General features: G+C 66.4%; 12 protein-coding genes. 8 read left to right on the forward strand and 4 right to left on the reverse strand.

Annotated features, from left to right (window positions below):
- Positions 1-215 precede the first annotated feature (215 nt).
- From P2G62_RS12205 to P2G62_RS12220, 4 genes are all read left to right on the forward strand, one after another.
- Entirely contained in the window at positions 216-1232 is a 1017-nt protein-coding gene (locus P2G62_RS12205; protein ID WP_275735178.1) for a TRAP transporter substrate-binding protein, read from the forward strand.
- Positions 1233-1251: 19 nt separating this feature from the next.
- Positions 1252-1752: a TRAP transporter small permease subunit gene (locus tag P2G62_RS12210; protein WP_275735179.1), complete on the forward strand. Its 501-nt coding sequence runs from the start codon at positions 1252-1254 to the stop codon at positions 1750-1752.
- Positions 1749-3059, forward strand: a complete 1311-nt coding sequence (locus tag P2G62_RS12215) for a TRAP transporter large permease (protein ID WP_275735180.1) — start codon at positions 1749-1751, stop codon at positions 3057-3059. The genes P2G62_RS12210 and P2G62_RS12215 overlap by 4 nt, the downstream gene beginning before the upstream one ends.
- 63 nt (positions 3060-3122) lie before the next feature.
- A complete protein-coding gene (locus tag P2G62_RS12220) occupies positions 3123-3440 on the forward strand; it encodes an antibiotic biosynthesis monooxygenase (protein ID WP_275735181.1) in 318 nt (105 codons plus the stop codon).
- A gap of 21 nt (positions 3441-3461) precedes the next feature.
- Here P2G62_RS12220 and P2G62_RS12225 read toward each other — a convergent pair whose 3' ends face one another.
- Positions 3462-4427 carry a hypothetical protein gene (locus P2G62_RS12225; protein WP_275735182.1) on the reverse strand — a complete coding sequence of 322 codons (966 nt, stop codon included), beginning with the start codon at positions 4425-4427 and terminating at the stop codon, positions 3462-3464.
- A gap of 147 nt (positions 4428-4574) precedes the next feature.
- Here P2G62_RS12225 and parA point away from each other — a divergent pair, with 147 nt between their 5' ends.
- The gene (gene parA, locus P2G62_RS12230; RefSeq protein WP_275735183.1) at positions 4575-5201 is read left to right on the forward strand and encodes a ParA family partition ATPase; all 627 of its coding nucleotides are present in this window, start codon (positions 4575-4577) and stop codon (positions 5199-5201) included.
- 62 nt (positions 5202-5263) lie between these two features.
- On the forward strand, positions 5264-5887 hold the full coding sequence (locus P2G62_RS12235; RefSeq protein WP_275735184.1) for a rhodanese-like domain-containing protein: 624 nt from the start codon (positions 5264-5266) through the stop codon (positions 5885-5887).
- Between the two features lie 21 nt (positions 5888-5908).
- On the opposite strand, the gene uvrB is transcribed toward P2G62_RS12235, so the two are convergent.
- Positions 5909-8092 carry an excinuclease ABC subunit UvrB gene (uvrB, locus tag P2G62_RS12240; protein WP_275735185.1) on the reverse strand — a complete coding sequence of 728 codons (2184 nt, stop codon included), beginning with the start codon at positions 8090-8092 and terminating at the stop codon, positions 5909-5911.
- Between the two features lie 379 nt (positions 8093-8471).
- Here uvrB and P2G62_RS12245 point away from each other — a divergent pair, with 379 nt between their 5' ends.
- A complete protein-coding gene (locus tag P2G62_RS12245) occupies positions 8472-8783 on the forward strand; it encodes an ETC complex I subunit (RefSeq protein ID WP_275735186.1) in 312 nt (103 codons plus the stop codon).
- A 127-nt stretch (positions 8784-8910) separates the two neighbouring features.
- On the forward strand, positions 8911-9840 hold the full coding sequence (locus P2G62_RS12250) for an MYG1 family protein (protein ID WP_275735187.1): 930 nt from the start codon (positions 8911-8913) through the stop codon (positions 9838-9840).
- Between the two features lie 22 nt (positions 9841-9862).
- Here P2G62_RS12250 and P2G62_RS12255 read toward each other — a convergent pair whose 3' ends face one another.
- Together P2G62_RS12255 and P2G62_RS12260 are read right to left on the reverse strand one after the other, a co-directional pair.
- Entirely contained in the window at positions 9863-12991 is a 3129-nt protein-coding gene (locus P2G62_RS12255; RefSeq protein WP_275735188.1) for an efflux RND transporter permease subunit, read from the reverse strand.
- On the reverse strand, positions 12988-14325 hold the full coding sequence (locus P2G62_RS12260; protein ID WP_275735189.1) for an efflux RND transporter periplasmic adaptor subunit: 1338 nt from the start codon (positions 14323-14325) through the stop codon (positions 12988-12990). The genes P2G62_RS12255 and P2G62_RS12260 overlap by 4 nt, the downstream gene beginning before the upstream one ends.
- Positions 14326-14547 lie beyond the last annotated feature (222 nt).

The following is a 14547-nucleotide window of genomic DNA, read 5'->3' on the forward strand; positions in this document are numbered from 1 at the left end:
GTCCGTGCCGGACTCCCCCCGGGACATTTCAGCCAGAAAGAATGTCCTTTGCTTTCTTTCTGGTCGAAATATCCCGGGGGTGAATTGGCGCAGCCAAGAGGGGGCAGCGCCCCCTGTTGCGGCGATGTCCTAACGTCACCCTGTTCTGATCTCTGTGCTGGACAGCGCCCCCGCGCCCCCCGATAAATGCCGCGCGACAGGAGAGGAGTGATCCCATGAAACGAATTATTGCCGCGACGGTGCTGACCCTGGGGCTGGGCCTGCCGGCCACCGCGCAGGAGGTGACGCTGCGGCTGCACCAGTTCCTGCCCGAAAACAGCTTCGTGCCCGCGCAGATCCTGACCCCCTGGATCGCGGCGGTCCAAGAGGCCTCGGACGGTCGCATCGCGATCGAGCATTACCCCTCGATGCAGCTGGGCGGCAAGCCCGGCGATCTGGTCGATCAGGCGGTCGACGGGGTGGTCGACATCATCTGGACGCTGCCGGGCTACACCCCGGGCCGGTTCCCGCGCACCGAGGTGTTCGAGCTGCCCTTCATGGTGGCCGATGCCGAGGCCGGGTCGGCCGCGTTCTGGGATCTGGCGCAGGCCGAGATGGTCGACACCGATTTTGCCGATCTTCACCTGCTGGGCACCTGGATGCACGGGCCGGGCGTGATCCATTCGAACAAGGCGATCCACAGTCCGTCCGATATCGCCGGGCTGAAGCTGCGCGGCCCGTCGCGGGTGACGACCAAGGCGCTCGAGGCGCTGGGGGCGACTGCAGTCGGCATGCCGGTGCCTGCGGTGCCCGAGGCGCTGTCGAAAGGCACGATCGACGGGGCGCTTCTGCCGTGGGAGGTGTCGGCCTCGCTCAAGGTGGGGGAACTGGTGCATAACCACACCGAATTCGCCGGACCCTCGATCTATACCGCGACCTTCATTCTGGCGATGAACAAGGATGCCTATGCCGCGCTGCCCGACGATCTGAAAGCGGCGATCGACAGCGTGTCGGGGCGCGATTTTTCAGCCCATGCCGGAAAGGTGCAGCAGGCCGAGGATATCCCTTCGCGCGCCTTTGCCGCGGGTCTGGGCAATGCCATCGTGAGGATCCCCGAGGCGGAGACCGCCGTCTGGGCCGAGGCCACGGCGCCGGTCGTGGCCGATTGGGTCGCCGAGATGGGCGCGCAGGGCATCGACGGTCAGGCGCTGCTCGACGCGGCGCGCGCCGGGATCGCCGCGCAGGCGCAGTAGGTCAGGCGAGGGGGTGGCCATGCAGGCGGTGGTGACCTTTGCCGCGCGCACGCTGGCGCTGGCGGGCGGTCTGGCCCTGCTGGCGCTGGTGGCGATGGTGGGGATCAGCGCCCTGGGCGCGGCCGGGCACAGGCTCGGCCTGGCGACGGCCCCCCTGAAGGCCAGCTACGAATTGATCGAGGCCAGCCTGCCGATGATCGTCTTTGCCTTCCTGCCCTGGGTGCAATTGCAAAACGCCCATGCCCGCGTCGATCTGCTGGCGGATCGGTTTCCGCCTGTGTTGCGCCGGGCGCTGGCGGTGATCTGGGCGCTGTTGGCGGCTGCGCTGCTGGCGGTGATCGCCTGGCGGCTGGGGCTGGGGATGGGCGCCAAGATGCGGTCGGGCACCACCACCTTTCTGCTGGGCTGGCCGCTGTGGTGGTTCTACGCTGCCTGCCTGCCGGGGGCGTGGCTGGCCGCAGCGGTTGCGCTGTGGCAGGCGGGGCAGGCAGCTTTCGCTCGCCGCGAGGGTCTGGCATGAGCGATTTTGCCCTGGGGCTTGCGTCCTTTCCCCTGCTGTTGCTGCTGATCGCGCTGCGGGCGCCGATCGGTCTGGCGATGCTGGCGCTTGGGGCGGGCGGCTTGTGGCTGGTGACGGGCAGCCCGAACATGTGGCTGGCCAAGATGAAGAACGAAGCGTTTTCGACCTTCGCCAATTATGACCTGTCCGTGGTGCCCTTCTTTCTGTTGATGGGGCAGTTCGCCACGCAGGGCGGGATGAGCCGCGCGCTGTTTCGCGCCGCCGACGCGCTGATCGGGCACCGCAAGGGCGGGCTGGCGATGGCGGCAATCGGCGCCTGTGCGGGGTTCGGCGCGATCTGCGGATCGTCGCTGGCCACGGCGGCCACGATGGGGCGTGTGGCCCTGCCCGAGATGCGGGCGGCGGGCTATGCCGGGGGCTTGTCCACGGCGGCGCTGGCGGCGGGGGGGACGCTGGGCATCCTGATCCCGCCCTCGGTGGTGCTGGTGATCTTCGCGATCCAGACCGAGCAGAACATCGCCCGGCTGTTTGCCGCCGCCATCGTGCCGGGGCTGTTGGCGATGCTGGGCTATGTGGCGGTGGTTGCGCTCTATCTGCGGCGACACCCGCAGGCGGCGGGCAGCCGGGCCGCGGCGCCCTGGCGCGCGCGGCTGGCGGCGCTGGCGGGGGTCTGGCCGGTGGTGGCGATCTTTGCCGTCGTGGTGGGCGGCATCTATGGCGGTCTGTTTTCCCCGACCGAGGGCGCGGCGGTCGGCGCGGCGGCCACCGGGATCGCGGCTTTCGCCAGTGGCGGGCTGGGCCTGCGCGGCCTGCGCCATGCGCTGCTGGGCACGGCCGAAACCACGGGCATGATCTTCTTCATCCTGCTGGGGGCGGCGGTCTATAACGGCTTTCTGGGGATGACCCGGGTGCCGCAGGATCTGGCGGCGCTGGTGAGCGATCTGGGGCTGAACCCTTTGGCGGTGCTGGCGCTGATGCTGGTTCTGTATCTGGTGCTGGGCTGTTTCATGGACAGCCTGTCGATGATCCTGCTGACGATCCCGACCTTCTGGCCGATCATCGCGGGCATGGATTTCGGTATGCCGCCCGAGGCGCTTGCGGTCTGGTTCGGCATTCTGGTGCTGATCGTGGTCGAGGTCGGGCTGATCACGCCGCCGGTGGGGATGAACCTGTTCGTCATCAATGCGCTGGACCGGCAGACGCCGCTGTCATCGACCTGGGGCGCGGTGGTGTGGTTCGTGGCCTCCGACCTGATCCGGGTCGTTCTGATTTTTGCGCTGCCGGGACTCGCGACGATCTGGCTGTAACCCTGCGTAATCCGCGTGATTTTCCCGCGCCGCTGTGTCAGCATGGGCGCAAGGAGGACCGCCATGACCGAAATCACCAAGGAATTCAACGGGCAGACCGTTATCTGCACCTTCGAGATGACCCCGGCCACCGCAGCCGAGTTGATGGAGGCGTTGCGCGATGCCTATCAGCATTGCATCCGCCATCAGCCGGGCTTTCTGGGGGCCGGTCTGCACATGAACGATGCGCAGACGCGGATCGCGAATTACTCGAAATGGGAAAAGCGCGGCGATTATCAGGCGATGCTGCGCAGCCCCGAGATGATCAAGCGCAACCGCCACATCGCCACGCTGTGCCGCAGCTTCGAGCCGGTGATGTATGACGTGCAGGCCGATTTCTGAGCGCGTGCCCCGGGCGCACGCCTAGAACGGGTCGGGCAGGGTGGCGCCCGGAAACAGATACCGCGCCGCCTTGCCGATGGCCATGCTCAGTTCCTGCGCGGCCAGTGCGGGCAGTTTGCGGGCAAGCTCGGCGGCCTTTTCGGCGCGATGCTCCTCGCGTTCCTGCGCACTCATGCCAGGGCCTTGCGCTTCCAGAAAACGTTCCACCTCGGCGTTGAAATGCGCCTCATACCTGGCCAGAAATTTGTTTAGCGACCGACCGACCCCGCGCAGGTCATTCCAGTGTCCGGCGATGGTCTCGAACGGATCTCCGGCCTTGCCCTCGGCGTAGAACCGCATCAGCCGATAATAATCCACATGGAAGCCGAACCATTTGATCAGGTCGTCATGGATCGGTCGGCGGGTGGTCAGCCCATCGGGCTGATCGACCGACGGCAGGCCCTGTTCGGCGCGCTCGAAATCCTCCAGCGCATTGAGCAGGGCACAAAGCTGCGCGACATAGGTCGCCAGCGATTGTTCGCCTTCGGGGCGCTGTAGCCGCGCCTCGGCCTTGGCAATGGCGCCGACCAGCACCCACATACGGTCCAGATAGGCGGTGTTGCGCTCGGCCTCGGACTTGCCGGCTGCGCCGGGCTGCGGGCGTGCATAGTCCGCAAGATATTCGTTCCCGTGCGTGACCTCGTGCAGATAGGTCTTCACGTTGCTTTGGGACATGGATTTCACGTCGAAATCGAAATAGAGCGTGCCGCTGTCCCAATCGAAACACCCGTTCGATCCGCCGTCGGGGCGATCGTCGCAAAACGCCTTGCCCGCCTTGCCATCGACGATCGGCCAAGGCGGCGCACAGCTCACATCAATCGGCACGCGCTCGCCAAAGATCAGCGCCTTGGAGATCGGCGTCTTGCCCTTGGAAAACCCGTCCAGAAACTTCTGCACGGCGGCGTGAATCTGGCCATAGGGGGCTGGCATTACGGCGGCGGCACACATGATCCGACCCTTCCTCTTGAAGTTTCAAGGACCTTTATTCTAGCCGCATCGGGCCCTGCTGCCCTTGATCGGGCGCAATTCCCCCCAATTCGCGTGCAATTGCCTGCGACTCAGCCTATTCTGCGACGCAGCATGTGAGGGGGCGAGATGTCAGGCTTGGTGATTACGGTAGCCCAGCAAAAGGGCGGGGCGGGGAAAACGACACTGGCGGTCAACCTTGCGGTTGCGTTCATGCGGCAGGGGCGCTCGGTCGCACTTCTTGATACCGACCCGCAGGGATCGCTCGGGCGCTGGTTTATGACGCGGCGCGAAACGCTGGGCGAGGCGGGGCTGGAATTTTCCACCTCTTCGGCCTGGGGCGTCAGCTATGAATGCGAAAAGCTCAAGAAACTCGTCGATGTGGTGATCATCGACACGCCGCCCAAGGTCGACAGCGATCTGCGCCCCGCGCTGCGCGAGGCCGATGTGATCCTGGTGCCGGTCGCGGCCAGCCATGTCGATCTGTGGGCCACCGAAGGCGTGCTGGATCTGGCACGGCGTGAAGGCAAGCGTCCGAAGGTCGTTCTGAACCGCACCAAATCGGGCACGCGTCTGGGCGATCAGGTCGCCGCCGCCGCCGCCGAGCTGGAGGCCGACCTGCTGGCGGCGACGCTTGCGCATCGCGTGACCTATGCCGAGACGCTGGGGCAGGGGTTGGGCGTGCTGGAAACTGCGCGCAAGGGCCCCGCGCATGCCGAGGTGACCGCCCTGATGGACGAGGTGGCGGCGGGCTGAGCGCACGCCGGGCTTGCGATGGTCCGCCCCTGCGCTATCCTGTTGCCAAAGGGAGGACCATCATGTCGTATTTCATCCGTCGCCTGGCCGTGCCGGGCCTGATTGCTTGCGCCGCCACGCTTGGGGTCGCCACCGCGCAGGCGCAAACCGTCAACATCCGCCCCGATGTGGCCAGCGTCACCGTGCAGACCGACGCAGGGCCGGTCGAGATCGCCCGCATCCAGGACGAGGCCCATGAGCTGAGCGGCGAATGGGCGCGCACCTCGCGGCCCTGCCCGAATTTCTGCATCCAGCCGATGGTGCCCGCCCCGGGCGTCACCCCGATCGGCGAGCTGGAGCTGATGGACTTCCTGCAAGACCCCGAAGTGGTGGTGATCGACGGCCGCGTGCGCCCGGATTTTCTGGGCGGTGCGATCCCGGGCGCGATCAACGTGCCCTATACCGAGGCCGCCGACCGGCTGGGCGAATTGGGCTGCGAACCCGATTTCGAAGGCTTCGACTGTTCCGGCGATGGCGTCAAATCCGCCGCCCTGTATTGCAACGGCCCGTGGTGCGGCCAATCCCCCACCGCCGCCCGCCGGATGATCGAGGCAGGCTTCCCGGCCGAAAAGATCTATTACTACCGCGGAGGCATGCAGGCCTGGCGGATGCTGGGGCTGACGGTGGTCGAGCCGTCGCAGAACTGAGGCCACAGGCCGGAAGGGGGGTTACCGCCCCTTCCGCCGTTTCACGCCACCCCGTTGCCCCGGGCGGCCCGCCGTTGACCGCCCGCGCGCGCTGACCGCCGCTTCTGCGGCCTCTTCCACGGCCGATTGTCGCGCCAGCGGGTCGTCGTGAACGGCCAGTTCCACCGCTTCCAGCCGCTTGACCTCGTCGCGCAGCCGGGCGGCTTCTTCGAATTCCAGGTTTTCGGCGGCCTTGCGCATCGCCGCGCGCAGGCTGTCCAGATGTGCCGCCAGATTGGCGCCGACCATCGGCGCGTCGAGGGTCGCGGTGACGCGGCTCATGTCGGTGTCGCCCTGCCACAGACCTGCCAGCACGTCCTCGACGTTCTTCTTTACGGTCGTCGGCGTTATGCCATGGGCCTCGTTATAGGCGATCTGCTTTTCCCGGCGCCGGTTGGTTTCGCCGATTGCGCGTTCCATGCTGCCGGTGATCCGGTCGGCATACATGATGACCCGGCCGTCGGCGTTGCGTGCGGCGCGCCCGATGGTCTGGATCAGCGAGGTTTCCGAGCGCAGGAACCCTTCCTTGTCGGCATCCAGAATCGCCACCAAACCGCATTCGGGAATATCCAGACCCTCGCGCAGAAGGTTGATGCCGACCAGCACGTCGAACGCCCCGAGCCGCAGATCGCGCAAAATCTCGATACGTTCGATTGTGTCAATATCGGAGTGCATATAGCGCACACGCACCCCCTGTTCATGCAGATATTCTGTAAGATCCTCGGCCATACGCTTAGTCAGCGTGGTGACCAGCGTGCGCATCCCGCGCGCCGCGACCGCGCGGATTTCGTCCAGCACATCGTCGACCTGGGTTTCGACGGGCCGAATTTCGATCACCGGGTCCAACAGGCCGGTGGGGCGGATCACCTGCTCGGCGAAAACGCCGCCGGCCTGTTCCATTTCCCAGGCGGCGGGGGTGGCCGAAACGAAAATCGACTGGGGCCGCATCGCGTCCCATTCCTCGAATTTCAGCGGGCGGTTGTCCATGCAACTGGGCAGGCGGAAGCCGTGCTCTGCCAGGGTGAACTTGCGCCGGTAGTCGCCCCGATACATGCCGCCGATCTGCGGCACGGTGACGTGGGATTCATCTGCAAAAACAATGGCATTGTCGGGGATGAATTCGAACAGCGTGGGCGGCGGCTCGCCCGGGGCGCGCCCGGTCAGATAGCGTGAATAGTTCTCGATCCCGTTGCACACACCGGTCGCCTCCAGCATTTCAAGGTCGAAATTCGTGCGCTGTTCCAGCCGCTGCGCCTCCAGCAGCTTGCCCTCTTCGGTGAATTTCTTCAGTTGCTGCGCCAGCTCGATGCGGATCTGTTTCGTGGCTTGCTGCAGCGTCGGGCGCGGGGTCACATAGTGGCTGTTCGCATAGATGCGGATCTGTTCGAACGTGTTCGTCTTCGTTCCGGTCAGCGGATCGAATTCTGTAATACCTTCAAGCTCTTCACCAAAGAAGCTAAAGCGCCAGGCGCGGTCTTCCAGGTGCGCGGGCCAGACGTCGATCGTGTCGCCCTTGACGCGGAAGGTGCCGCGCTGGAAGGCGGCATCAAGGCGTTTGTATTGCTGCGCCACCAGATCGGCCAGAAACTTGCGTTGATCGTAGATCCCGCCGACCATCATGTCCTGCGTCATCGCCGAATAGGTCTCGACCGAGCCGATGCCGTAGATGCAGCTGACCGAGGCCACGATGATTACATCGTCGCGCTCCAACAGAGCCCGGGTGGCCGAGTGGCGCATCCGGTCGATCTGTTCGTTGATCTGGCTTTCCTTCTCGATATAGGTGTCCGACCGCGCGACATAGGCCTCGGGTTGATAGTAATCGTAGTAGGAAACGAAATATTCCACCGCGTTATCGGGGAAGAAGCCTTTGAATTCGCCGTATAATTGCGCCGCCAGCGTCTTGTTCGGCGCAAGGATGATCGCCGGTCGCTGCGTCTGTTCGATGACCTTGGCCATGGTGAATGTCTTGCCAGTGCCAGTCGCCCCCAGCAGCACCTGATCGTGTTCGCCCGCCAGAATGCCGCCCGCCAGTTCGGCAATCGCCGTGGGCTGATCGCCCGCGGGGGCGAATTCGGTTTGCATCACAAAGCGCTTGCCGCCTTCCAGCTTGGGGCGGGTCAGCACATCGGGGCGTTCGGTGGGCAGATTGGTAGTGTTGTGGGGCATCCGGTGGCCTTTCGCGTTGCCCTAGATTTGATCTGTTTTCGTTCTCTTTCAAGGGGATGTGGGATGTGTAAACGAGGGGTTAACGTGCCTGTAAAATTTTATGATATAAATCAATGCGATGCGCCTATTTTTGTTGATTTCCCACACATCCGTTCGCATATTGTTCCAGCAAGTAGCGCAGAGGCTACCGGCCGGAGCACCACCCCACCCCTCGCTCCCCATGCCTGGCCGGTAGCCGTTTACGCCTTGCGCGGCCGTTGCGGGCCCTGATTTCACGGGGGGCTCCGGTGCCGGGCGCTGCGGCGGTTTGCCGCCCAAAGGGCTTGCGCTTTCGGCGTGATCGACTAAGAAAAGGCCAAGCATCCGAGGAGGTCAGCCCATGCGCGCGCGTATCTATCAACCGGCCCGCAACGCCATGCAGTCCGGTCAGGCGAAAACCAAGATCTGGTATCTGGATTATGCGCCCAGCGACGCCCGCGAGATCGACCCGCTGATGGGCTGGACCAGCTCCAGCGACACCCAAAGCCAGGTGCGTCTGAAATTCGAGAGCCGCGAGGCCGCCGAAGCCTTCGCCAAGGACAAGGGCCTGGAATACACCGTGACCGAGCCGCACAAGCGCGCCCCCAACGTTCGCGCAGGCGGCTATGGCGAGAACTTCGCCTCGGGTCGCCGGGCGAACTGGACGCATTGATCCGCGGCGCGCGGCTGCGCCTGTTCTGGTCGTTGCGCACAGGGCCGGGGACCGGTCGCGCAGCGGCCTTGCGATCCGATGACACAAAGGCGACCGGATGGTCGCCTCTTTTATTTGAGGCCTGTCCATGACCATCACCCATCTTGTCACCCATTCCGGCGGGTTTCATGCGGACGAGCTGTTGTCATCGGTGATCCTGACGCGGCTTTATCCGCAGGCAGAGCTGGTGCGCAGCCGCGATGCGGCCTGGATCACGCCGGCGGCGGACCGGATCATCTATGACGTGGGCGGGCAGTTCGATGCAGCCCTGCAGATCTTCGATCATCACCAGCGGCCCAACCCGCTGCGTCCGGACGGCCACCCGTTCAGCTCGTTCGGCCTGATCTGGGCGCAGTACGGGCGCGACTATCTGCGCGCGCTGGCGGTGCCCGAACACGATCTGGAGGTGATCCACGCGGCATTCGACCGCCGCTTCGTGCTGCCGGTCGACATGCTCGATACCGGCGCGGTGAGTGCGTCCGAGGCCGGGCCGCTGTTTGCCGGGCTGACCCTGCCGGTGCTGCTTGAAACGCTCAAGCCGGTTTTCGATGATATCGAGGAGGGCGCCGATGATCGCGCTTTCGCGGCGGCCTTGCCGATCGCGGCGGCCCTTGTCGAGGCGCAAATCCGGCGCAAGGCGGCGAAATACCGTGCGACGGCGCTGGTGATGGCGGCGATCGAGGCGGCCGGTGCCGGGCGGGTGCTGGAACTGCCGATGGGCATGCCCTTTCACGCGGCGATCCATGCGGCCGGGGCCGAGCATCTGTTGTTCGTGGTGCATCCGCGCCGTGCCGAGTGGGTGCTGACCACGATCCGGCTGGGCGAGGATACGTTCGACAGCCGCGCCGATCTGCCCGCCGCCTGGGCGGGGCTGACGGATGCTGCACTGGAGGCGGCCTGCGGTGTGAAGGGCGCGAAATTCTGTCACAACGGGCGTTTCATCGCGGTGGCCGACAGCCGCGAGGCGATCTTGCAGATGGCCGAACGTGCCGTGGCCGAGGCCTTGGCGGCCTCGTGACGCGCAGCCCGGTCCGCCCCGATCACGCGCCCGGTGGCGGATCGGCAGCAGGCTGATCGGGGGCGGGATCGCCGATCTTCACCCCCAGATCGTCCAGCACCGCCAGCAGTGCAGGGGTCACGAACAGCGCCAGCAGCGTCGCCGCGCTCAGCCCGAAGGCCAGGCTCGCCACGATCGGTCGCAGGAACTGCGCCTGTGTGCTTTGCTCGAACAGCAGCGGCCCGAGCCCCACGACCGTGGTCAGCGAGGTCAGGAAGATCGCGCGGAACCTGTCGCGCACCGCCTCGCGCCCGGCGCTGAGCATATCGGCCCCCGCCGCGCGGCGCTCGCCGATGAAGGCATCAAGCAGGATCGAGTCGTTCACAACCACCCCGGCCAGCGTCGCAAGGCCCACGAGGCTCGGCAGCGAGATCTGCAACCCGAGCGCCATGTGCCCCCAGACCACACCCACCAGGCTCAGCGGGACGGCGGCCAGCACCGCGACGGGGCGGATGAAGCTGCCCATGTAGAAGGCCAGCAGCAGATAAACGCCGATGCCCCCGGCCAGCATGTTGCGCCCCAGCGAGGCGCCCGTGGTTGCGGTATCCTCTGCCTCGCCCAGCACGACGACCTGCACGCCGGGGCGTTTTTCGGCCAGCCCGGGCAGGTAATCGGCCCGCATCGCCGCCATCAGTTCACGCGCATTCGCCAGCGCGGGGTTGATCGCGCCCTGCACCGAGACCGCGCGCTGCCCGTTGACATGGGTGATCGTGTTGTAGCCGCGGGTTTCGGTGACATCGGCCACCGCCGACAGGGGCACCAGCGCGCCATTGGCCCCGGGCACCTGCAGCGCCAGAATATCGCCCAGCGTGCGCCGGTCGGTGGTGCTCAGCCGGGCCACGACATCGACCTGGCCCCAGGCATCGGCAAAGCTGACCGCCGCATCGCCGCGGAAGGCCGCGCGCAGCTCGTTCCCAAGTGCCTGCGGCGTCACGCCCAGCAGATTGGCCGCACCCGGGCGCATCCGCACCTCGATCTCGGGCTTGCCCGGTTGCAGATCGAAGGTGACATCGCGCACCCCGTCGAAGCCGCGAAAGAACTTGCGCAATTCGCGCGCGGTGGTGGCCAGATCGTCCAGATCGTCGCCCAGCAACCGCAGGTCGATGGGCTTGCCGCCCGCGCCGCGTTCCTTGTCGGTGAACCGCATCGCCGCCATGTCGGGCATCGGTCCGGTCAGCTTCTTCCAGCGGTCGACGATGTCGGTGACTTCGGTCGTGCGCACGCCTGCGGGCAGCAGGGCGGCGCTGACCGTGGCCATGTTCGGCCCGGTGCTGGCGGCGTCGGCATTGCTGGAATAGGTGATCGTATAGCTTTGCACCAGCGGCTGACCGTCCGGCTGATCCGGGCTCCATTCCGCGTTCATTTGCTCCAGCGCCTGCACCACCTTGGCGACGCGCGCTTCGGTGCGGGCCAGCGGCGCGCCCTCGGCCAGCAGCAAACGCGCCTCGACCGTGTCGCTTTCAAGAGTCGGGAAGCTTTGGTATTTCAGGAAGCCCCCGGTGTAAGGGGCGACCGACAGGGCCACGAGGAAAATCGCAAGGCCCAGCGTCAGATAGCGCCAGCGGATCGCCAGCCCGGCGAGCGGCACGATCGCCCGGTCGCGCAGCCGGTCGAACGCGCCATTGACCCTGCGGGCGACCGGGCCGGGGCGCAGATCGCCGTCCAGCGAATGGCGCATATGCGCGGGCAGGATCAGGAACGCTTCGATCAGGCTGACGGTCAGGGTCATCAGCAGAACGATCGGGATGTATTTCAGGATCGCACCGATGGAGCCAGCCATGAAGGCCAGCGGGCCGATGATCATCGCCGTGGTCAGGAACGAGGCCAGCACCCCGGGCCCGACCTGCAACACGCCATTCAGCGCGGCCGCGCGCGCGCTTTCGCCCGCCTGCCTGCGCCGCACGATGTTTTCCGAAATCACGATGGCATCGTCCATCAGCAGCCCGGTTGCCACCAGCAAGGCGACCATCGTCATCATGTTGATCGTGTAGCCCAGCATCTGCATCACGAAGATCGCGCCCAGAAACGACACCGGCAATCCCATCGCCACCCAGAACGACAGCCGCAGCCCGAAGAACAGCCACATCGTGACCAGCACCAGCGCCAGCCCCTGCACCCCGTTCACCCCGATGATCCGCAGCCGGTCGCGGATGTTCGAGGTCGAATCCTGCGAGATCACCAGCCGGATGTCGCCCGGGGCCTCGGCCTGTGCGATCGCCAGTTGCCGGTCGAGCGCGGCCTTGACCTTCAGCGCGTCCTGCGAGGCGGTTTTCGACACCGCCACGATGGCCGCGCGGTGCTGGCCGAAATAGGTTGCCTGCGCCGGGTCGTCGAAGCCCGCGCGGATCGTGGCCACATCGCCCAGCCGCAGTTCGGCGCCGTTGGCACTGTGGGCGATCGGGATCTGCGCCAGATCTTCGGGGCTGCGTTTCTCTCCCAGGAAGCGGATCGCGGCATCGCCCGCCCGGCCTTCAAGGGTTCCCGCGGGGATGTCGATGCTGTCGCGCGCCAGCGCCGTGCCGATGGCGGTCATGTCCAGCCCGAAGCGCTCCAGCGTCGCCTGATCGACCGAGACCGCGATTTCCCGGTCGGAGAAGCCGCTGATCTCGACCTGCGAAATCGCCGGGTCCGCACGCAGCCGATCCGCCAGATGCTGGGCATAAGCGAACAGCACGGCCGGGTCGTCCGGCCCGGTGATCGCCACCGATGCGACCGAGGCCACACGCTCCACAATCTGGGTTACCGGGTCGTCGGCCTTGGCGGGGAAGCTGGTGATCGCATCCACCGCATCCTTCAGATCGTTGTAAAAGCGCGTCATATCCGCGCCCTCGATCATTTCGGCGGTGATCTGGGCGGCGTTTTCGCGCGCCAGACAGGTCAGCTCGGCCAGGTTTTCCACCTTCATCAGCGGCACCTCGGCCACTGTGCAGATGCCCCGCTCGACCTCGGCGGGGGCGGCGCCGGGGTAGGTGACGCGGATCGAGACCTCGGACGGCGGCGTCAGCGGAAATGTGTCGCGCTGCATCCGGGGCAGCGCCAGCAGCCCCAGCCCCGCAATCGCCAGCATCAGGATATTGGCCGCCGTCGGGTGGCGCGAAAACAGGGCGATCATTGCCCGGCCTCTTTGGCCTTGCCCGCGCCAGTGCCGCCGCCCGCGCCGCTGCCCGGTTTTGGCGTGGCGCCCGCCGCCTGATCCGGGGCGCGCCCGAGCGCCGCTGCCGCGATCTCGGCCTTGCGCAGGGTGTCTTCGACCGGCTTCGCCGCCATCCCGGGCACGGCGATGGTCGGATCGGTCACCACCAGCTTGTCACCCGGGGCCAGGCCCTTGCTGACCACCGCGATGTCATCCAGCACAAACCCGGTCTCGACCGCGCGTTTCTCCAGAATACCCTCGGCAGAGACCACCAGGGCGTTGCCGTCGCGCACGGCTTCCAGCGGCACCACCAGCGCCTGCCTCTGCGGCGCCGACAGTTCGATCGCGACAAACATGTTGCGGCGCAGGGGCGGGCGCTGGCCAGCCACGCTTTGCCCCTGCGGGTCGTCGACCCGCACGATCACCGGCGCGCTTTGGGTGGCGGCGTCGATCGCTTCGCCCATCCGCACCACGGTTGCAGGCCAGACCACATCATGATCCGCCGCAGGCAGCCGCACCTTTGCCGTCAGGTTCTGCACGGTGGTCCCGCCGCCCGCCTGACGCAGCAGCGGCCCGATCCGGCCGATGGCGAATTGCGCAGCGATATCCACCGCCTCGGTGCCCTCGGCCGCCAGCAGCGTCTGCCCGCGGCTGACATACTGGCCCAGATCGGCGGACAGCTCGGTGACGCGCAGATCATAGGGCGCGCGGATTTCGGCAAAGCCGATCGCCCGCTCCAGCGAGGTACGTTGCGTGGTCAGCACCTCGCGTTCGGCCGCGTTCAGTTTCAGCGCGCTGTCCAGTTCGGTCACCTTGCTGCGCGCGGTCAGCTGCTGGCGGCGCGTGGCCTCCAGCGCGGCCTGGGTGACGACGCCCTGCGTGGCCAACTGCTCCTGCCGGCTCAGGTCTTCGTTCATCAGGTCCAGATCCGAGCGTGCCAGCGCAAGGCTCGCGCGGAGCGTGTCGTCTTTCAGCTCGGACGCGGCCAATTGCGCATCGACCCCCGCCAGATCCAGCTTCAGGTCGCTGTCGTCGATCCGGAACAGAACGCTGCCCGCCGCGACCAGATCGCCCGGCGCCAGTGGCTGCGCGATGTGGGTCACCTCGCCCTCGACCCGCGCGACCGCACGCCATTCGCGCACCGGCGCGACCGTGCCATAGCCGCTGACGCGCGGCACCAGATCAACGGGCGCCAGCGTGATTACCCGCACCGGCGTCGGCTGGCGCGTGGTCTCGGTGGGGGCGGGCAGTTGCCGCAAGCCGCCCGCAGCCCAGATCGCCGCGACGCCCAGCAACGCCGGCAGCCCAACCATCGCCACCCGCCGGATAAATCTGCCCGCTGTCGTCATCCCAAAGCCCCCTGTCGCTGCGCAGTCGCGCCCACTATGCGAGAGCTTGCCGGAGGATGCGACCGAAATATGGTGTTTCGTGAATGCGTTCGCAGGGCGGAGGGCGTGGCGATCGAGGAGGGTTTTGCCGAAGGGTTCGATTGCGACCTCGGCAAGATCACGACCACGGGACTGAGCGAGGCCGAG

The sequence above is a fragment of the Paenirhodobacter sp. CAU 1674 genome, assembly GCF_029222945.1.
GTDB lineage: Bacteria > Pseudomonadota > Alphaproteobacteria > Rhodobacterales > Rhodobacteraceae > Rhodobacter.